A 20178-nucleotide genomic window follows, 5' to 3' on the forward strand; every position below is an offset into this window, starting at 1 on the left:
GCACCTAGAGGCGCCGAAAACCGAAGGGTTGGATTATATGGGTTTAGGAACCAACAAGGCGTATCAGTTCCCCGCGATCCACTTTGGACCGATGGCGTTGATCCATCGGAATGGTGTTTACGTGGACTACGTCTGAGACGCCGAACCCATGCGTATGTATGCGCCACGTCGACAAGTGACCGACGTCCCCCTGAACACAAAGCACAGCGCGTCCACCAATGCTCACCAGAGCGCTGCACGTCACGCCGGGCCATTGCCGAGCAGCGACTTCGATGGCAAACGGGAATATGCGCCCCATTGGAGTTTTCACGTCACTGCCTAATCGGCCCCACAGCCACAGGCGCCCCTGCTCATCCAACCTGCCCGCATCACCTGTGCGGTGCCAGATGATCGCGCCCTCGTGGATCTTGTTTTCTTTCGAGTGCGCCGGATCAAGGTATCCCTCATTCACATGGGCACCCGCGACCTGAATCTCGTCATCGCGAACACGCAGTTTGATCCGTTCGACCGGATACCCGACAAGAAGCCCCTGGCCTTCAGTCATCAGCTGCTGGTCGCTGTCAGAGATGTCCCTTGCATCAAGATGTGCGATCGGCTCGGCCTCGGTTGATCCATAAACGCAGGTTACGTTCAGATTAGCAGTATCGCGCAGCCGTTGGATCAGGTCTGGAAACACAGGGCCACCGCCTGTGAACACCGTGTGCAACGCCCCGACCTCTGTGCACTGCGCGAGTTTTTCGCACAAAGACGGAGGAAGCAGAGCCCGCGTGACCTGTTGATCACATATCCAGACTGACAATTGCTTTGGGTCCAGGCGATCCAGCTTGCTCATTTTCCAGTTGGGCAAAACAGTCGTGCGCCCGGCCGCAAGGTTGATCAATGTGAACACAGGAAACGCCACCAGATCCCGCTCGACTGCGTCGCTGTCCAGAAGCGGTGCGATGGCATCATGCTGAGCCATCAGAAACGCATGGCTGCGCGGGATTGCCTTAGGTTGGCCCGTCGTCCCGGACGTAAAGGAAATGAGGGCCACGTCACTGTCTTGAACAGCCGCTGCTGGCAGATCGCCCCGCCCGTCGCCCGGCACCAAAAGACGTAGCCCCCAAAGCTCTGGCACCATGACGCTGAGCAAGGCGAAGTAACCCGATGCGCAAAAGGCTTTGGGCCGCGTCGACCGGGCAGCATGACGCAACCCGGCTAGACCCATGGCAGGTTCTGGCAAGACCACAGTTGCGCCTAACGACCACAGGGCAGCAAGGCTGGCATAAAGATCAGCATTGACCGGCATCGCAAGCAGGACACGGTCCCCTTGACCAATTCCCTTGTGGTGCCATTTCCGGGCCAGCTGGTGGGCACGGGTTTGCAGCTGCTGAAAGGTGATCGTGCGATCGGTGCCTTCGATGATGGCCATCCTGTCAGGGTGTCGGTCGACCGCCGCTGCAAAGTGATCCAGCAGGTTAGCCATCCAACCGCAGCCCCATCAAGCTGTAGCGCCGGAAGACAGTGGCCCCTTCAGCGACGCTGCGATCGGCGGATTGGTTGTCATCGTGGATCAGCGCGTGGATAGCCGTGTCACATCCAAGTTTCAGGGCCGATTTGTGGAAACGACTGGCCAAATGCCGCCCCGCACCACGTTCCAGGCTTGCATAGGTCTTTAGGATAGCAGCCTTTGGGTTGGAGCCTTCAGCATAGTTCGGAATACCAAACAGAAAACCCGCCAACGAGCCATCGGGACGGCGGGCAAAAAAGATCAACTCGGGTTTCAGCATCGGAACCACGGGCATGTACATGGCAAGAAAATCAGGTTCGGAAATGGGTTTGTAAAAGGCATTCTGGGAAAAGGCTTCAACCGACAGTTCATACACTTTTCGGAAAAACTCTTCCGGGTTGGTTCCATCCCAAGGTACGACCTCAAACGCATCGGTTGCAGTTGGCGACGATGTGGCCGCATGGGCCAGCGGCACGCGCGCCGAGAAATACTTGCTGATCGTGGCAAACCCCGCCGACCGGAACACGTCGGGGTCATGTGATTTATTTGTCGGCTCCATCAAAAATGGTGCAGAGCCGTCACTTTCGGACACAAACCGATAGCTGTGCCAGGTATCACCGGACATCGGCCCAACGACCCGGTTGATCCCGGCCTTTTGGATCAACGCAATACCTGCGCGCAGGGCCTGCAATCCGGAATCAGGCGTCTTGCACGAGAAATCGCCGATAGCCGCGGTTGGGGCGCCATCCCAATCAGGCCCCTGCAGATAAACAGACAGCTTGGCGCCATCAGTTTGAATGGTTTCTTTCATCATGATGACACTCCGACAGAAATTCCTTCACCCAAAGGCCCGACGATGGACCAGATGAAATACAAGAGCGGTGGCAACAGCGCCAATACAGCCAATCTGGACACACGGTTCTTTTGAGGAAAAAGTGGCAACACAAAGGGCATAACCGCCGTAACGGTTAGGGACAAAAGCGATAACCAGGTCAGTGGTTCCGCCCAGTTCGACTGGTCCGAATTCTGTGAAACAGACCAGATCCGGGTCAAGAACAGGAACGCGGCAACAAAGGGTATCGCTATTGGAATAGTCCGCAGAGCCACAGCGCTGAGCCCCATCACCAAGCCCATTGCGGTCAGCCCGAAAAAGGAAATCGCATCCCATCCCGTTGCGGTTCCCAATGCAAGCCATCCAAAACCTACAAGTCCCAGGGCGGCGACGATATCCAGATCGGGATATTTACTGTCGCATGGGCTTACGGTTCGGGCCCAGCCGTGCGCGACAAGAACCAAAATGGGCAGAACAGTATTCTGGAGCTCTGCAGCCGCCAGAATCAAGAAAACCGCGACGACATAGACACGGGTCGCATGTTTGGTCAGGCCCAGCTTTGCACCGACCATGCCGAAACTGACGAGGGCTGCAAAGAACATTGCAGCCAACAGGGCCAGCTCAGCCAAAGAACTGTGATAGTGACCGTTCAGAAAAACCAGCAAGCCCAGCGGCAGGAACAAGTTGTCGAAGCCCCGCCAGCTTTGCGCCTCGACCAGGGTGCCAAAAGCCGCAACCATCACGCACAGCATCAGGATGTTTGAGGGCGGCAATTTCGACAGAAACAAAAAGCAGATGATGGCGACCAGCAGCGTAACAACAAAAAACACCACCGACCCTTCGATGCTTTTTTCGCCGTCTTCGACCACGTAACGCTTTGTTCCATAGGTGGTTCCGGCCAGGGCGGCGGCGGCATCGGCTAATGTCAGAACGGCAATCGGCAGCACGTAGAACAAGGTGTTTTCACGGGCCAGCAAAAAGCAAAATCCAACGGATAGCGCCAACAGGAAATCCCCGTACGAGGTGCGTTCGACACTGTGCAAAGCTGCGCCCAGACCGTTTGAGAACCGTGGCAGGCGCAAGACCAACATGACAATCATCGTCGCCCCGATCAGCAGGTAAACCGGCCAGCGATCCGGGAACAGCCACGGCAAAACCAGTGCAAAAAGTCCGGTCCCGACATGCATCAGTTTCCGTTGCACTTCTGGGTTCAAATCAACCCTTTTCGCCACCCGCCGGACGATCATCATCAACCCTAGCAGGGTCAAAACCGAGGCGATGGCCAGCACGATCTGAAACAGAATGCTCACTCCAGCACCTCTTCCACAACAAAGTCCGAGTAGAAAAAGGCCATGTCGCACGCTTTCAGGTGTTCCTCAGTGGTGTGCCGCGTCTCAACAGCCGTGCGGAACTGTGGGGGCACGCGACGGGGTGCCATCATGTTCCAATACACAAGCCGGGCCTTGGGTGCGGCGGCTGACAGAATCGATCCATAGACCTGGGTAAATACGTCCGGCGACATGTATTCAAAAATATCCGACAGATTGAATCCATTGGCTTTTTCACCGGTCGAGACAAAGGCCTCCAACGATCCCGGGCGGATATCCAGGCGGTCCAGACGGGCGCGGATCGTATCATAATGCTCGGGGCGCCAGGTCATGGGCAGCGAGTCGCCATGCGTGCCTTTTAGTATCCAATGCAAGTAGGGATTTTGCGACGGGTCGGTATCAACACCCGCGTGGCGAATGCGGCGGGCTACATGCTGGGCAGGGCTGCCCTCGACGTGATCAAAGAACGCTTTGTCGCGGCCCATACGCCCCATGACAAAGCGGGAAAAGAACACATTCAGCAACAGCCGCCATCGGAAAGTATCAAAACGCGCGTCAAAGAATGCCTTGCGCGCGTCGGGGGTTCGGGGGGTAAAGACGTCATCAATCGTGCGCCGGGAATGCACAAACGGCAAAAGCCGGGTGCGAAAGATACGGAAATACCGCTCGAACTTTCCGACCCCACCGATCCCGTAACGATCCACGTCAGGCGCAAGCGCGGTCCAGAAGGCGTGTGTTTCAGGGTCGGTGTTCTGTAATGCCCGCGCCAGCAACGCAGACCGCCTTGTGCTGGCACGCGATCCGGTCAGTTCAAGGAATTCGGAATGTGTCAGCGACCGGAAGGCACCGATCCTTAGCTTTAGGCAGGCGATTTGCGCCGGCGACAGATCAACAACCACAACTTTGGCCGGATCGAGTGTCAGCATAGCCAGTGCATTATCCCCGGCAGAGCAGATGGAAACCAGGGTGCCCCCTGCGCAATCGCCCAGCGCGTCGGTCAGAACGTCCGCATCCTCCCACAACTGCGCGTATCGGATGTGATCGAAATCGGCTTTGCCTTCGATTTCACTATGCCCCATCGCATCGTTCCACTTTGCCGCTTGCCCCGTCGACGGACAGTGTTTCACCATCTTTAATCCATTGCGTGGCCCCTTTCAGGCCCACGACACATGGAATACCCAACTCGCGCGCCACGATCGCGGAATGCGACAGTAGAGACCCCCGTTCCACAACAATGGCTGCAGCATTCGAAAACACCGCGATCCAACCGGGATCGGTGTGACGCGCCACAAGGATGTCGCCGGGTTGCAGTGCCTCGGTTCGCGGGTCGCGGATGACGCGGGCCTGTGCGGTCACATGCCCAGCCGAACAGCCGGTGCCGGTTTTTACGCGCTCCGGATCATTGTCGACCTCAGCGTTTTGTGCCCAGATCGGGGCGATGGCAGGCCCTCGGATTTCGATGCGTTCCGGTGGATCGAGGCGCCGGGATGCGGCTTCGTCTTCGCTTTGGCGCTGCGCCACAATGGCTTTCAGGTTCGGCGACAGGCTGAACCCTTCGACTGCGCCCAAGACCTCATGCGTGGTCAGGTGAAACACGTCGCGGGGTTCAGACAGCAGCCCCCGGGCTGAAAACTCTCGACCGATCCCCAGAAAGACACGCCGGGCATGGCCAAAGATCCGCGTGCGTTCAAAGCGCAGGTTTTCGCGGTCGCGCACGCGGGCCTTTGCCCAGCCCACAATCCATTTGGACAACTGCCGTTTCAGGGGATTGGCGGGAAACTGGGTTTTCCAGTCCGGTTCATTTCCGATGTGTCGCTTACCCTCTGGACGGGCGGCACTGGCTGCGACGGCCATCAACAGGCTTGAGGGGTCGTCGCGCAGCGGAATACTCTCCAGCTTTAACTCCTCAGTGCATCGATCCCCGAATTTGTCCAGATAGGATTGAACCTCGGCCGCGATACTTGGAAAGGCAGCAAGGGTTTCGATCCGGCATTCCGCGCCAAGCTGGTCAGCGATCCCGGCGTCGCGAACCAAGCCGCCCATGCGGGCAATACGCTGTGCCGGTTCCGCCGAGACGATATCACCCTGCCCGATCATGACATCGTTATGCAGCAACAAACCATCTTCACCCAACCACTTGTGCAGCAGGTTACGTGATGCACCAAACGCGATCATGCACAGGAAATCGTTGATAAGCGGGGCGTCCCAGCGATCCAGCAATGTGCTTTCTATATGACGATACTCTGCCGCTAGATCGGTCGCATTCGCGGCGTTGATATCCAGGTTCCGGCCCAGCACATCGTTCAGCCGTGCATAGAAATTCCGCCGGGTACGTGGCAGACGCACGGCTTGCCAGACAAGCCCACCCGCAACTGTGGCCAGTTTGGCGTATTCCACCACCTTGCGCGCACCTTTGGCCGGGGCAGGACCAATCGCATCCGTGATCTCGCGCGGCATGGGTTCGGAAACACCCATCATCGTTTCCATGTAATCGCGGTTCAGCGAGAACCCCGGCAGCAGGGCCAACGCATTGTACCAGTTGACCAGGTTGTAATAGACGCGCCCATCAATGCGCCCAAGCAGGTTATCGAATATGGTCGCGTTCTGCGCGACGGCGCTGTCAGACACTCCCAAAAGCTGCACAAAGGCGCGGTAAACGCGAGAATAGACATGCAGGGCAAAGGAATAGGTCAATGGGCTGACCATGCCCGGATAGCTTTCGACGATGTTTGAGTTGTCAAAGATGGTCAGCCTGTCATCCTTCAGCGCCGCTGGCCGCAATTCGGTTGTGATCGGCCGCGCCTGCAGAATGTGCAACCCATCCGCATCAAACGCCCATTCGATGTCCTGCGGGACGCCAAAGGCCTGTTCCGCTTTGCGCGCCAGTGCTGCGATCTTGTGGGCCTGATCGGGTGTCAAAACCTCGGGCGATGCTTGCGCGCACTCCGCCTGCCCGGCCGGATCAATGGTCCAATCCTCGCCATCCACCTCGCCTGACACCAGCGCATCGCCCAAGCCTTTGACGGCAGACACAACAACCGTGTTTCGTTGCCCGGTGACGGGATCGGCCGAGAATGCAACACCAGCAGCTGTCGCATCAATCATGCGCTGTACGATGATCGAGGGGGCCTCGGCCCCGCCCCCGGACTTAACAGCGCGATAGGTGGCAACCGTTTCCGAAAACCCCGATTGCCAAACCTGTTTTGCGGCCTGCAGCACCCTGCCGCCACTGACATTCAAGACCGTATCGAACTGACCTGCGTGGCTGTGTTCGGCACCATCTTCGGCCCGACCGGAACTGCGCACCGCATATGGCCCAGGACCCAGCGCATCCAATGCAGCGCCCAGCGAAACGTTCAGCCCGCGCACCGCGACGGGCCCGGTTTTGCCCGGGCGAAATGCGCTCTCGGTGATGACAAAGAACGCCGGTGGATTGAAACCGAAACGGGCAAGATTTGACAGCGCAGCCGCCTTACCACCAACCACTGTCGGATCAGTTGCATCGGATTGATGGACGATAAGGGTCATGTGAGGCCTCCGATCAGGAACGGCAGAAAGCCCGCTGTGGCATAGCAGAAAAACACCCACAGCCCAGCGATAGTGTCCATTCTGTCCTGTGCCTTTGGTGTTGGCGCGTGCACATAGCTGCGCACCGCAAAGCCACAAGGCACAAACGCGGCTGCCCCGACCAGAACGGTGACCCAACCGACGCCTGTTGCAAATCCCGTGCCCACCAGAAACCCAAAGGACAGAACAACACAGCACAACCAGACATAGGCGGCGCGGCGATGCCCCCAAAGGGCAGAATAGGTATCTACCCCGTCAATTTCATTCTCTGGTGACCAAAGCTTGCGCCCGATCTCCAGAACGCACCCATTGATGAAGGACAGGGCCAGAAACAACCACAGCTTCGACGCGGCACCGCCGGCTGGAAGCCATTCGATACTGGTCAGCAGCAGGTCGATCAGCGGCATGATCGCCATGTGGCTGACCAGATAAAACACCGGTCGCGCCTTTAGCCATGTCGGCACCCCAAACTCGGCAGTCATTGCCGCGAGCCACACCCAGACCGCAAGAAGACCCCACAAAACGGGTGTGTACCAAAGCCATGCAGCGGTGGCCGCCATAGGCAAGGTCAGCAGACCCAGCACCAGAACCTCAGCCGGGGATACCAGCCCGCGTGGAATAGGCCGTTCTGGCCGATAGCGGCGGTCTTCTTCGGCATCCTTGAATTCGTCGCAAACCCGCATCTGGAAGAACAACGCCATGGCCAGCACAAACCCCACTAGAAAGGCAGGCCATTCGGGCAATGGGCGATCCGCAAGTCGGGCCGAGACGCAAATACTTGCAGCCGAAAAAACCAGCAAAAGCGGTATGGTCTTCTTGAGCGGGAAGCGTTCGGACTGATAGGTCCACAATCGGGCGGGCAAAGTCATCTTTGGCGGGCCAGACTTTCATGAGCCCGCGTGAAATGCCCCGCGGCGATTGCAGCGACGATCGAAATCTCTCCGCACAAGCAAATGGCAGCTGCAACTTCTGCCAGGGCGGTGCCATGACCTACGCCCTTCAGCCCCAATATGTTCAGCGCCGCCGTCTGGCTGGGCAATCCGGTGCCGCCTCCCACAGAACCAACCAGGATATTCGGCAACGTCACCGAGCAGAAAAGATCCCCTCCTCTGGGCTCCATCCGCGTCACCCCCATCGCGCTTTCGGCGACACAGGCCGCATCCTGTCCGGTGGCTATATAAAAGGCCGCAAGCCCGTTGGCATAATGGGCCTGCGCCCCCAGCTGGCCCGACAAATGCGAGCCAAGATTGGCGACACGGCCATACTCCAACATGGCATCTACAGTGGTGCCAAGCGTCTTTTCTACGATATCCCCAGGCAAGGTGACCGACGCACTGACTTTGCGCCCGCGACCAGTCACCAAACCCAGCGCCGAAGCCTTTTTGTCGCCCGAAAAATTCCCTTCGATATACCAATTCTCAATAGGAACTGTGCAATCGCTGTTAATGGCGCGACACAAGGCATCCGTGGCAATGGTAACCATGTTCTGACCGGCTGCGTCCCCCGTGGTGTATCGGCAGATTAGAAAGACAATATTCGTGTCGATAAAAGGCTCCAGTGAGACAAGCCTGCCGTGCCGGGTTGTGGCTTCTGCTGCTGCTTTGAGAGCATCGATGTTCTCGACCACCCAGTCGACGAACTGCCCTGCTTGCAACAGGCTTTCGAACACAAACGCAGGCGTGCGCAGAACACCTTCGTACAGAACAGCCGTACTTACGCCGCCAGAACGACCAGCCGCAAAAGCCCCGCGCGCGTATGAAGCGACAAGCGCGGCCTCGGTCGTGGCCAGAGGCACATAGAAATCCCCGTTTGCATTCATGCCATTCAGGCGCAACGGCCCAACAATGCCAACCGGCATCTTAACGGTGCCAATGAAATTCTCGATATTGGCGCCGTAAGTTTCAGAGGCTTCGACCGTTGCGGGATCCGCTATCTGAGCCTGATCCGCGTCGCTGGCCTGGGGCTTCAGCTGATCCCAGAACCGCGCAACCGTCTTTGGATCTGCCTTGCGAGAGGGGCGCAAGGGTGAAAACTCTTCATCGCTTGGGGCCATTTGTTTCGGCGTGCTGTCCACATCATATCGTGCTTTGATACGTCGCAGCATTTCCCGCACATGAAATGGAATGATCAAAAGGCAGCTCCGATACATGCTCTGCATAACGATTGCAGATGGTCCTCAATATGGCTGCACATTAGCAAAAAGATAAGTAGTTTCCAGAGAATACCTCTGCTGCTGGGTCGAGGTCATTCCTGTTGGTGTTGCGTAGCGGCGCTAGGGTTTTGCTTGTGGGCTGCCTTAACATTGCGGAACCGAGACCCACGTCTCCGACATGGTCCATGCAAGCGCCGGTGCTGCAGGCAGACCCAGCGATGACTGAGGCAAAACCCGCGTTAAGTTTGGGCAGCATCAGAACCGATCCCGACGAAAGCACAAGCTGGGACAGGGTACTCCGGTCAGCCCGATTGAACGCCCGCGATGTAGCCAAACAGCAGATCCATGGGTTTGCTTTTCGATGGCAAGCCGGATGTTGCCCTTGAGAATGCGAAGACTATAATCAATAAAGTTGACTATATGAGCATTGCTCCAGTTAGTCAATATAATTGACTTTATTGTTTTGGGAACAAATGACACAAAACACACTCGACCAGCGACGCTCTAACTCCTTTGGGCGTGTTATCACGCGCATTGTTATGGGCCTTGAGGCCGACATGGCAAATCAAACCTCAACAGGCATCAGCACAACACGGGCGCAAAAGGCGGTGCTTGTTCAACTGGAATCGCAGGGCAACCGGATTACGACCTTGGCGCTGCGGCTTGGAATTTCAAAACAGGCAACCAGCAAACTGGTGCAGGACCTTGAGGGAAAGAAGCTTGTTACACGTGTCCCCGACCCTGATGACAGCCGCGCATCCCTTATCCAGTTCACCGACGCGGGCAAAGCTGTGGTCGAGACAACGGTGCTGTATTTTGAGGGCTTGGAACTGAAACTGGGCGCGCAGATTGGCCGCGAAGACCTTAATCTTGTGAAAGCCAAGCTGAAACAGGTGGCAAACATCATGGATCCCCACGGGTTTTAGGTCGAAAGGCGGGGGGCTTTACCTCGCGCGAACCTGCTCAGGTCAATCAACACAGCCTGTAAGTTTTCAGTCAATTTAGTTGACTATTTTTCTGTACACTGATAGTCAACTTAACTGACCATATACAGCGATGAGTGGCCAGTCGAATGTCCTTGATCGAAACACGTAACGCTTATGATGTAACTGCGGACACCTATTCGGTGTCTCATGCGCGGTGGCTTCGCTTCGCCGGGGGCGAGGCCCAATGCGCGTTTGAGGGCGCAGTGAGCGCCCTGCTCCGCCCTGGCATGCGCATGCTGGACGCCGCCTGCGGTACGGGCGCGGTTGCCAGGCGCCTGCTCGCGGGGGTGAACGGCCAGGTCGATCTTGTGCTGTTGGATACCTCGCAAAGGATGCTGAACAGGTGTAGTGGAATCCCTGCCGAGCGTGTGCTGGGCTGTATGAAATGCCTTCCTTTTGACGATGATCAGTTCGATTTGCTCACCTGCGCATGGGGCATTGAGACCCTGGCAGACCCTAGGCCCGCATTGACAGAATTTGTTCGAGTGACGCGGCCGGGCGGCCATGTTTGTCTGGTTTTTTGCGCCGACCGTCCGACGCCATCTTTGGTGGGGCGAGTGTTGCGACACTCAATTATAAACTCAGGGCGTGGCACATTCTTGAACTGTCAGAACCTGCGCCAATTGGCAGAAACGGCGGGCGCAGAGCGTGTTCAAATGCTGCATTGCACCGGCCCGGCCGCGGCAATGATACTTCACATCTAGCCTGGGAATAAGGGCAAGACGCGCTGTAGCCTGCGAACTTTGGTTGCCTCAACAAACCCAAGAACGCCCGACGTTTCGCCACCCGCTAAAGCAATACGGTACCAGATTCCTTGGCTTCGTTGGTATCACCCCAATTCGGTTTAGGCTGCGCCGTTTTTCACCATGATCTGATCCAAGACCGGTCAAAAGCAAAATGAATGCATGAGATCAACAAAAACAGCCCCGTTAGGGGCCGAACAACAACCAGCGCAATCGAAAAAAGTTGGGTGATGGCGGAGACGAAGTCAGTATAACAAATCCTGCAGGTCTATGTTAAATATAAAATAAATTGATCAATGTCGAATATATACCACGATAGATACCACACAACGATCGATTTCAAGCGAAGCACAGCGCAAGGTGTCATATGACAGAACGTTGGAAAAAATAGTTTAGCAGACACTCACACAGATTGCACCAAACGACTGCTTTGAGCCCTTTTTGCAAAGTTTACCGCAGCGTGGCGAAGGTCCGCTTCACCAAGTCAGGCTTCAGTATCTGATCCATGTTCGCGACCAGACTGCCGAACGAACAGTGCTTCTGGTTTGTCCAGCGCCATCTCCCAAGCGTCGGCACTCGAAGTGATGACCTCCTTGAACCCTTGCATGTTCTCAGGCTCGTCCGAGATCAAAACCCAACCACCGTCTGACACGCGACCAATCAATCGCTCCAGCACGATCAATCGATCTTTCTCAGAGAGCATGTGCAACGTACGGTCCAGAAGAAGCACATCGAATTCCCCATCGGGAACGAAAGTCCTGATGTCAGAAACGACGCCCTCAATGCTGAGGTTTTCGCGGTGTGCTGCTTCGTTCAAATCACGAATGCCATTAGGCGAGAGATCGACTCCGACAATTCGGTGCCCAAGTCGCCCGATAAATATTGCGTCGCGACCCTGGCCGCAGCCAATGTCCAATACACGCAGAGGATTCCCTGCATGTTGCTTGAAGAAATCGACAAAGAGTTGTGTTGGCTCCCCAAGTGCCTGAGGTGTCGATCCATAGAGTTTGTCGAAGTCGTAGGGGATATACAGACCAAACATCTCTGTCGTCGCGTCTGACAAGTCTTCCACCAACTCAAATCCGTTTTTTTGCAAAACCCTGGAGGACGCAGTATTGCCGTTTTCCACACCGCCAAATAATTGCACCGATTGGCCTTCGCCCTTGCACCAAGTGACCAGGCCCGCGATCAGCTCGGTCGCGTACCCCTTTCCCCAAGCCCCTTCAGAAAACAGATACCCTAAATGAACCGTTGTAAGGAATTCGGAGTCGACAAACTCGGCCAGGATCAAGAGGCCAAGCAATCTATCGCTGGCGCGATCACGAACCAGCATCACGTTGCTTTCAGCGGCGCGTGATGTGATCCATTCGTCAATCGCTGGATGTGTCTCTGACATCTGCAATGGTTCAGGCAGGTGTCGTAAAACAAGGGGGGTTAAGACGTCCTTGAGCTCCTCAACCAGGGCACTCCGTTGGTCGTTGCTGTTTATGGTCTCAGACCAACTCTCGGCCTGCATCCTTACAGTTTCAAATCTTTTGGCTTGTGTCATAGCATCTGCCCCGGTGTCTTGGATCGCAAAGTCTCGGAAAGTGTCTTGACAATGCGCACGCATATGTTAGTTAGTTTAACTGACTATATAGGGTGCTTCTATGAAACTGGCAAGACTGATCGAACTGGCGCACAGACAAGGCCACAGACAATGGGCAAAAGCGGGCGGGCATCTGGGGATGACCCACAGCGAGTATGAGTATCTTCGCGCCATAAAAGATCAGGAAGCCAGGAAGACCGACAAGGATGATCACGGGCAACATCTTCAGGATGTTGTTGATGAGATGGGTGTCAGAAAAGCATCCGCCAGCGCAATGGTCTTGAAGCTTGAAGAACGCGGGTTGGTCGTGCGGTTCCCGTGTCAGTACGACGCTCGCGCCCAACACATTATGTTGACCGAACAGGGGCAGACGCTGTTGTATTCTGGTGAAGAAATCTACGAGGCCGCAGCGCAGGCACTGCTTGCAGAGTTATCGGAATATGACTTCAAAGCTCTAAAAGTCGCGATTGAACAGCAACGAAACTCGGCCTGACAGCCATTTGACCAGTAACGTAAGTCAGACTTACTAATTAAAATGATGGAAACACAATATGACATTCGAACTCGTACTCATGGCAACCGCTATCCACATTCTGATCTGGGAAAAGCTTCCGGAATGGGGAACATGGTTTAACACTTTCATAGCCGCATTACCGCGCCTTTTGAGTTCTCTCTATGAGCAATGGCACTGCCCATATTGTGCCGGATTCTGGATTGCGCTGGTGCTGCACGGTTTGACTGGGTTTTGGACAATCCCCGACCTCGCCTCACTGCCAGGTTACCTGGGTGTCACTGCAACGCCGGTCGGCTGGATCCTCGATGCACTTGCAACTGCGACCTTGGTATATGCTGCGATCATCGGCTTGAAGGCGATTGGCTTGCCCGCGATGAAAGCCCACATGATGAAAGAGGATTTCATGAAATCCGCCTTCAAGGGAGAGGATGTTTAAACGGACATTGGCGTAACCGCAGCGAATTAGTTCTTTGTCCGCAATTCGGACATCGATCGATTTTCCCCAAATAACCGCTGTGCGGACAAACCGGTATTTTGCTGCGTGTCCACCAATGGCTGGATCGATCGGCTGACGGACATTGCGCGAACTTGCGTTAGCGCGAGCCAAATTTAGGTGGTGCTTTCTTGAAGACGTAGCATGTTGTGTTCCGAGGTTTCAACATCCGCATACAAATGTGGCTTTGTAGAACTGTCTCATTTGGTACCGAATGAGACAGTTTCCAGCGAGCAAATGCAAAAAACACTTCAGAGGTTTCGCGCTTCTCGGCGCCCGGCAATACTTGTTTACAAAGATAGGGACAAGAGCGAGGCGCGATCGTATGCAGCGTTCATTTGCATCGTGCGTCTCCTAAAGTTTGATGGAGAACTCTGAAATTGACGGCGACTTATAAAGACAACGCAACATCAATCGACAAACGTGTGGGAGCTCTTTTCAAGGCCGCTCCGTCAGTCATGACGCCCTACAGCCAGCTCGTTAAGGCTGCTTCCGCTGACAGCGTATTGGACAGCAAAACCAAAGAACTAATGGCGTTTTCAATATCGATTGCAATCAGATGTGAAGACTGCATCGTGTTCCACCTGCGCGCAGCATTGAACCATGGCGCCAGCCAGGATGAGGTGATTGAAGCGATCTCGGTTGCGATTGAGATGGGCGGCGGCCCTTCTGTTGTCTATGGCGGCCGTGCGCTGAAAGCGCTTGAGGATTTGGCGTAGTTCCCCGCCGAAGAAGCGCCAAATTGGACAGGGCGCCCATTTTGAACAACAATTGCCCGTGGAGATGAAGCATTTTGAATGGCTGACAATCGAAAGGGTTTCGCCGTGTCAGGGTATATGGACAGGTCGTCGGTAGACAGTCTGCTCCGATCCTCAAAGGACCGGAGCCGGTCACAACATAACCTGTCTTCAAACGCCAAATCTCCTATCTTGCGATTGCAGGCTGACGAAATTGCCTATCGCAACGAGAAGTTTCTTGATCAAATTGGCGGGGCTGTGTCTGAGGTCGACAATTCCGCCCTGCTGCCAAGTCGTTCGAGATATTGCCTACTGATCACCGACTCCGATGGAATTGTGATCGAATCCTATGCGCCGGAGGGTCTGGAAGCCGAGTTTCAAAGAAGTGGGCTTGTCCGGGGTGGGGTCTGGGATGAGCGTGTCGCCGGAACAAACGGTATCGCGATGTCGTTGCAGAGCGGGCGTGTTCTGACGGTGCTGGGTGATGAACATTTCTACAACTGCTTTCATGATTTCAGCTGCAGTTCGGCACCGCTGACCGATGCGGAAAACAACCTGATCGGCACGATAACCCTGGTCGGGTCCGCGCACCGTCGGCAGGAAGAGCATGCACTTTGCGAACAGGTGGTCAGGCGCGCGTCGCGGCAATTTCAGACGCGGCTTTTCCGAAATTTTCATGCCGACAAGCTAACGGGTCGGGTGTTGTCGCGCGATCTTAAAACACGGAGAAGTTTCGAGACTCTGGTGGCATGTGACGAAGACGGGACCGTGATCTCGCATTTGCCGCTATGGCGCGATAGCGCACGCCCTTCCGAGCATCAGAACCTGGCAGGGCAACACATATCCGATCTTAAAGATCTGGAAATCACGCTCCGAGGGCCCGCCACAGTGCCACCCCGACGCCGGGTAACGCAACCCAATATGCCACGCATCTCAGCCCGGGTGGAAAAAGAAACAACATTGGGTCGTCTGATTTCAGAGGGCGGCGGTCTTGCAATTGTTGCTGATCGCGCCCGCAAACTGCTTGCTCATCGTGTGCCGCTGCTTATCTGTGGTGAGCCGGGTGTTGGTGTGGATGGGTTTGCAAGAGCCTTGCTGGAAGAACAATCCCTGATCTCGCCGATGGGGCTTACACTCGATGCGGCCAATAGTGGTGCGGAGGCTGACTTTAAAGAAGCCTTGAACAGTCTGGATTTTCTCAGTGAATATCCCGTCGACAACGTGGTTCCAACATTAATCTTGCGAAGTATTGAGAGCCTACCGCCGCAAGCGCAGATCACCCTTGAACGCTTCCTTGATGTTGACCCGATGGTGGCACAAACGAAGGCGGAACCTCCTGCGGTGCTATTCACGACAGACAAAACCTGGACTGATCTGGACGGCAAAAGCACGATTCCCAAAAGCCTTCTGTACCTGTTGGGTCAATCGGTGGTGGAACTTCCTCCGATCGCGGCACGGGACCTTGAAACTGTCTTGGAAAACGTTGTCGCAGAGGGTTTTACAGACACGGTTGAGATTGCCGACAACGCCCGGGATGTATTGGTCGGATATCATTGGCCGGGCAACCGGCGCGAAATGCACAGCGTATTACGAGAGGCGGTGATCTGCGGCAATGGAAAGCGGATCAATGTGACAGATTTGCCAGCACGCTTGCTTGCGCGGCGTGAAGAGAACGCCAGAACACTGACCCGGTCCGCACTCAGGGATGCTTTGGACAGCACAAACTGGAACGTCTCAAGGGCCGCGCGTCTGTTGGGCAAGAGCCGAGCAACTGTTAATCGCTGGATCGCGTCCGAAGGGTTGCAACGGCCAGAATAGCCCTCATCAAACAAATACGGCCGGGCACGAAAGCCCGACCGCATTCAGGGAGGTGATCTGCGACGCTCAGATGTTCTGAGCGTTCATCTCCTGCGCGATGTATTCCGCCTGCCGAATGGCCAAAGCCACGATAGTCAGCGTCGGATTGCAGGCCGCCGAGGAAGTGAATTGGCTACCGTCCGAGACAAACAGGTTGTCGATATCATGCGCCTGTCCGTAGGCATTGACCACGCCCTTGGATGGGTCGGCATGCATCCGGTTGGTGCCCATGTTGTGGGTCGCCGGATAGGCGGGCAACTCATACACATCCGTGGCACCAACGGCCTCGTAGATCTGGGCCGAGGTCTCGTACATATGAGCCGTCATCTCGTAGTCGTTGTTATGCGGTGTCTTTGAGATGATCGGCACCGAAAGCCCGTATTGATCCACCTCGCTGTCGTGAAGCGTGATCGCGTTACGCTCCTGCGCAAGATCCTCGCCCAGCACCCAGACGCCCGACATCCGGTCGTAGTTTTCCAGCGCACCTGCCACGCTGCGGCCCCAGCCGGTATTGCCAGGCTCCAGGAAGGCCGCCATGAATGGCAGGCCGAGCGACAGGAATTCGAGATAATATCCGCCACTGAACCCGCGTCCGGCGTCGTGATAGACCTCGTCACCGACGATGCCAGCGACCGAGGTGCCGCGATACATGTGCACCTTTTCGGGCAGCACCGCGTAAACTCCACCGGTGGTGTGGTTCATGTAGTTCTTGCCGACCTGACCTGAGGAATTGGCAAGCCCGTCGGGGAACATGTTCGACGCTGAATTCAGCAGCATCCGTGGGCTTTCGATAGAATTGCCCGCTACGCAGACCACCCGTGCCTTCTGGCGGTGTTGATTGCCGTCCTTGTCAGCATAGACAACCGCGTTGGCCTTGCCCTGATCGTCATGTTCGATCTTCAGCACCATGGCATCGGTGCGAACCTCGCAATTGCCGGTGTCTTCGGCGCGCGGCAGTTCGGTATACATGGTGGACCATTTTGCACCAATGGCGCAGCCCTGCATGCAGAACCCAATCTGCTGGCAGGCGGGGCGGTCATCGCGCTCGACCGAGTTAATCGCCATTGGCCCCGACCGGTAATCGCTGCGTCCGGTCCGGCGGCAGCCTTCGGCTAGCACGCGAAACCCGTTGTTCCAGGGGAGATGTGGCATGCCGGTGGTCTTACCGGTGACGCCCATCTTCAGTTCGGCTTTTTCGTACCAGGGGGTCATTTCCTCCAGATCAACTGGCCAGTCTTCGACATTTGCGCCGTCGATTTCACCGTAGGTGCTGCGGGTCTTGAACTCGAAATCCTTGAACCGCAGGGCCACGCCCGCCCAGTGGATTGTCGAACCGCCATAACCTTTGACCAGCCATGTGGGCAATGTGGGGTGGTTCACCGCGCCGTGCCAGCCGCCGCCGGAATAGCGTTTGTCCAGCCACGAGATCTTCTGGAACATTGCCCATTCGTCGTTTTCGATATCGCCCAGATCAAAGCGTTTGCCCGCTTCCAGAACGACCGACTTGACGCCCTTCTGGGCCAGTTCGTTAGCCAGTGTGCCACCGCCTGCGCCCGAGCCTATAATGACGACAACGCTGTCATCGTTGAGATCAAATTGTGCCATTCTACCTCTCCCTTAGCTCTGAACGTCGGCCATGCGCTCTTCAAGGGTCGGGCCCTCGGGAACGAATGTGATGTCGGAAAAGCCGCGGTCGATGTAACCGCCGTGCTCGGCCGAGGACCCCTCATAGCCGAGCAGGGGCCAGACATCCTTGTTGTCGTAAATGCCGAAATAGGCGGTCCAGCGGACACCCTGGAAGAAGCCCTCATGCTGGAAGTGTCTTAACAGACCCTCACGCGCGTCCGGATCTTCAATTTTGGCATAGGGAACCCCAAAAAGTTCCTGCGCTTTCGCATCAATCTGATCCAGACCATCAGTGAGGCCCTTGGCCATGTCTGCATCAGCCTCGGCATTGGTCATGACGGTCATTGCAATGGCTTCGTAATGTGACAGATGCAAAAAATCGGGGTGCGGGTAGATATCCTGCACCATGCGCAGCAGGCTGGTGCTTTGCGCCTCAGTCAGAACTTCCGACGCCGCAAAGGCTGCGCTACTCAGCATGGCGTTAGTTGTGATGCCGGCCATGGTTGTCGTCATCAGGAACATGCGGCGGCTCATAGCCATGCGGTCCTCGTCCGATTTGCCTAGCCGGTGGAAACGAATACTCATTTTCTTCCTCCCAGTGGGTTTGTTTGCGCGGTCAGGCCGCTTTTTCTTCACGGGGTATTAACACAGACAGCCGATCCTCTGCGGCTCTGATCAATGCTCCGGGAAAGCTCTTTTGTTGAAGGGGTGCCCCCGACATGAGGGTGGTGATCGTGGTGTGGGCATCCGGTCGTAGAAGCGGCTCAGATGGGAAAGCCGCCTGATGTATCAGGCAAAGCTCGGCCCAGTGACCTGGATCAGGGAGGCGCAACAGGATCGCGGCATGCAGCAGCGCGACGCGACCGTCTTGAGTGGTCCGTACCCTTTGCGCCGTTCCGGCAAGTTTGCACCCCTTTACCAGCACATTCCAGGCACCGTCACAGAACGATCCGGGGCAGGCGCCTGTCTGTGCATCGATGTCAAAGCGGGTGAGCGCCTCGGCCAACGTGCCACAGATCAGAGCGTATCCATCCTCCACGGTAAAGTTCGGCCCGCAGGGCAGAACTATCGCAATGTTCAGCGTACATGGCCCCTGCGGAACGATGCCGCCACCACTTCCGCGGGTCACCACCTGGCGCCCAGCGGCCCGGGTGTCGTGTAAATGCGCCTTCATCGCCGCACGTCGCGCCAATGCTGCGGGAAGTACAAGCGCTTGATCTTCGGCCTGCCACAGCAGCATGGCGGGTTTGCCCGCCTGAAACATGGCCGTCTCACGTGCGATCCCATCTTCAGCAGTGGCAAATGGGGCAATAATCATGGCACGAATTCCTCGATCATTGTGCAAAGATCGGTCAGGAACGCGGCGGCAGGTGCACCGTCGATGGCTCTGTGGTCGAATGTCAGTGATAGGCCCGCATAGGGCTTCCAAACCACATTTTCCCCATCCCGTACTGGTGTGTCCACGGTGCGCCCGATACCCAGAATGGCGATTTGGGGCGTGTTGATGATCGGGGTGAATTGCTCCACCCGGCTAAGCCCAAGGTTGGAGATCGTGAAGGTGCCGCCAGTCATTTCAGGCACGGTCAGCTTGTTTGATTGTGCCCGCTGCACCAGATCTCGCCGCGCCGCACGCAGCTCCGGCAGGCTCATGCGGTCCGCTCCAAAGATCGCGGGCGCGGCAAGCAGGTTGCCCGGCAGCGCAATGGCAACACCAAGATCGACAGCATCAGTGAGATGCACTTCACGCCCTTCGACCCTGCCATTGATGTCGGGATGATTTTTGAGGGTCCGGATGACCGCCCCCATCAGCAAATCCTCGACCGATAGAGAATTCCCTTCACCCTTGAACTGCGCCTTGGCCGCCAGAAGGGCCGTCATGTCGGCACGGGCATGGTGGGTTAGCTGGGCGGCATCCCGCAGCGAAGCGCTCATCTTGTCGGCTATCATGCCGCGCGCGCCGCGCAGAGGCACCACCGTTGACTCTGTGACGGTTTGCACGGTCACGAGACCGCTCCGATCACATCGCCCTTGGCCGCAACCTCATCCTGCGCCTTGGCTATGCTTAGCGTGCCGGTGGCAGGGGCGGTGATCTCGTATTGGACCTTGGCTGTCATGATCTCGGCGATCAGCGCACCCTCGGTGACCTGTGCCCCGTCACTGGCCAGCCAGGCGGTGATGACGCATTCTTCATCGCCGTCCCAAAGGTCGGATGGAATGATGATATCGGTAGCCAATTGGCAGTCTCCTCTTGCGGCCACCCCATCAT

General features: G+C 56.4%; 19 protein-coding genes. 6 read left to right on the top strand and 13 right to left on the bottom strand.

Annotation, left to right across the window (positions count from 1 at the left end):
• Positions 1-43: 43 nt before the first annotated feature.
• From RUM8411_RS16365 to RUM8411_RS16395, 7 genes are read right to left on the bottom strand one after another with little or no spacing between them, the layout of a single operon-like run.
• Positions 44-1465, bottom strand: coding sequence for an AMP-binding protein (locus RUM8411_RS16365; RefSeq protein ID WP_085823793.1), 1422 nt, complete (start codon positions 1463-1465; stop codon positions 44-46).
• On the bottom strand, positions 1458-2303 hold the full coding sequence (locus RUM8411_RS16370) for a hypothetical protein (RefSeq protein ID WP_085823794.1): 846 nt from the start codon (positions 2301-2303) through the stop codon (positions 1458-1460). Before RUM8411_RS16370 ends, RUM8411_RS16365 begins: the two co-directional genes overlap by 8 nt.
• Positions 2300-3631 (bottom strand): hypothetical protein, encoded by a 1332-nt coding sequence (locus tag RUM8411_RS16375; protein ID WP_085823795.1) that lies wholly within the window; start codon positions 3629-3631, stop codon positions 2300-2302. Before RUM8411_RS16375 ends, RUM8411_RS16370 begins: the two co-directional genes overlap by 4 nt.
• On the bottom strand, positions 3628-4728 hold the full coding sequence (locus RUM8411_RS16380; protein WP_085823796.1) for a BtaA family protein: 1101 nt from the start codon (positions 4726-4728) through the stop codon (positions 3628-3630). Before RUM8411_RS16380 ends, RUM8411_RS16375 begins: the two co-directional genes overlap by 4 nt.
• Entirely contained in the window at positions 4718-7177 is a 2460-nt protein-coding gene (locus tag RUM8411_RS16385) for a PEP/pyruvate-binding domain-containing protein (RefSeq protein ID WP_085823797.1), read from the bottom strand. The genes RUM8411_RS16380 and RUM8411_RS16385 overlap by 11 nt, the downstream gene beginning before the upstream one ends.
• Entirely contained in the window at positions 7174-8085 is a 912-nt protein-coding gene (locus RUM8411_RS16390; protein WP_085823798.1) for a UbiA family prenyltransferase, read from the bottom strand. Before RUM8411_RS16390 ends, RUM8411_RS16385 begins: the two co-directional genes overlap by 4 nt.
• Entirely contained in the window at positions 8082-9347 is a 1266-nt protein-coding gene (locus RUM8411_RS16395; protein ID WP_085823875.1) for a hydroxymethylglutaryl-CoA reductase, read from the bottom strand. The genes RUM8411_RS16390 and RUM8411_RS16395 overlap by 4 nt, the downstream gene beginning before the upstream one ends.
• Positions 9348-9925: 578 nt before the next feature.
• Here RUM8411_RS16395 and RUM8411_RS16400 point away from each other — a divergent pair.
• Both RUM8411_RS16400 and RUM8411_RS16405 read left to right on the top strand, forming a co-directional pair.
• On the top strand, positions 9926-10294 hold the full coding sequence (locus RUM8411_RS16400; protein WP_159453916.1) for a MarR family winged helix-turn-helix transcriptional regulator: 369 nt from the start codon (positions 9926-9928) through the stop codon (positions 10292-10294).
• A 146-nt stretch (positions 10295-10440) separates the two neighbouring features.
• A complete protein-coding gene (locus RUM8411_RS16405; protein WP_085823800.1) occupies positions 10441-11058 on the top strand; it encodes a class I SAM-dependent methyltransferase in 618 nt (205 codons plus the stop codon).
• A gap of 523 nt (positions 11059-11581) precedes the next feature.
• Here RUM8411_RS16405 and RUM8411_RS16410 read toward each other — a convergent pair.
• Complete coding sequence (locus tag RUM8411_RS16410; protein WP_085823801.1) at positions 11582-12646, bottom strand: bifunctional GNAT family N-acetyltransferase/class I SAM-dependent methyltransferase; 1065 nt, start codon at positions 12644-12646, stop codon at positions 11582-11584.
• Between the two features lie 100 nt (positions 12647-12746).
• On the opposite strand from RUM8411_RS16410, the gene RUM8411_RS16415 reads away from it, so the two are divergent.
• The 4 genes from RUM8411_RS16415 (at position 12747) to RUM8411_RS16430 (ending at position 16247) form a co-directional block, all read left to right on the top strand.
• Positions 12747-13178 carry a MarR family winged helix-turn-helix transcriptional regulator gene (locus RUM8411_RS16415; RefSeq protein WP_085823802.1) on the top strand — a complete coding sequence of 144 codons (432 nt, stop codon included), beginning with the start codon at positions 12747-12749 and terminating at the stop codon, positions 13176-13178.
• 58 nt (positions 13179-13236) lie between these two features.
• On the top strand, positions 13237-13635 hold the full coding sequence (locus tag RUM8411_RS16420) for a hypothetical protein (protein ID WP_085823803.1): 399 nt from the start codon (positions 13237-13239) through the stop codon (positions 13633-13635).
• 437 nt (positions 13636-14072) lie between these two features.
• Positions 14073-14411, top strand: coding sequence for a carboxymuconolactone decarboxylase family protein (locus tag RUM8411_RS16425; protein WP_234995269.1), 339 nt, complete (start codon positions 14073-14075; stop codon positions 14409-14411).
• A 216-nt stretch (positions 14412-14627) separates the two neighbouring features.
• Positions 14628-16247, top strand: coding sequence for a sigma-54-dependent Fis family transcriptional regulator (locus RUM8411_RS16430; RefSeq protein WP_159453918.1), 1620 nt, complete (start codon positions 14628-14630; stop codon positions 16245-16247).
• A 66-nt stretch (positions 16248-16313) separates the two neighbouring features.
• On the opposite strand, the gene RUM8411_RS16435 is transcribed toward RUM8411_RS16430, so the two are convergent.
• From RUM8411_RS16435 to RUM8411_RS16455, 5 genes are read right to left on the bottom strand one after another with little or no spacing between them, the layout of a single operon-like run.
• Positions 16314-17891: a GMC family oxidoreductase gene (locus RUM8411_RS16435; protein ID WP_085823805.1), complete on the bottom strand. Its 1578-nt coding sequence runs from the start codon at positions 17889-17891 to the stop codon at positions 16314-16316.
• Positions 17892-17903: 12 nt separating this feature from the next.
• On the bottom strand, positions 17904-18497 hold the full coding sequence (locus RUM8411_RS16440) for a hypothetical protein (protein ID WP_085823806.1): 594 nt from the start codon (positions 18495-18497) through the stop codon (positions 17904-17906).
• A gap of 31 nt (positions 18498-18528) precedes the next feature.
• Entirely contained in the window at positions 18529-19230 is a 702-nt protein-coding gene (locus RUM8411_RS16445; RefSeq protein ID WP_085823807.1) for a lipoyl protein ligase domain-containing protein, read from the bottom strand.
• Positions 19227-19916: a 2-oxo acid dehydrogenase subunit E2 gene (locus RUM8411_RS16450; RefSeq protein WP_234995270.1), complete on the bottom strand. Its 690-nt coding sequence runs from the start codon at positions 19914-19916 to the stop codon at positions 19227-19229. Before RUM8411_RS16450 ends, RUM8411_RS16445 begins: the two co-directional genes overlap by 4 nt.
• Positions 19913-20146, bottom strand: a complete 234-nt coding sequence (locus RUM8411_RS16455) for a biotin/lipoyl-containing protein (protein ID WP_085823808.1) — start codon at positions 20144-20146, stop codon at positions 19913-19915. Before RUM8411_RS16455 ends, RUM8411_RS16450 begins: the two co-directional genes overlap by 4 nt.
• Positions 20147-20178 lie beyond the last annotated feature (32 nt).

This window comes from Ruegeria meonggei (genome assembly GCF_900172215.1).
Lineage (GTDB): Bacteria > Pseudomonadota > Alphaproteobacteria > Rhodobacterales > Rhodobacteraceae > Ruegeria > Ruegeria meonggei.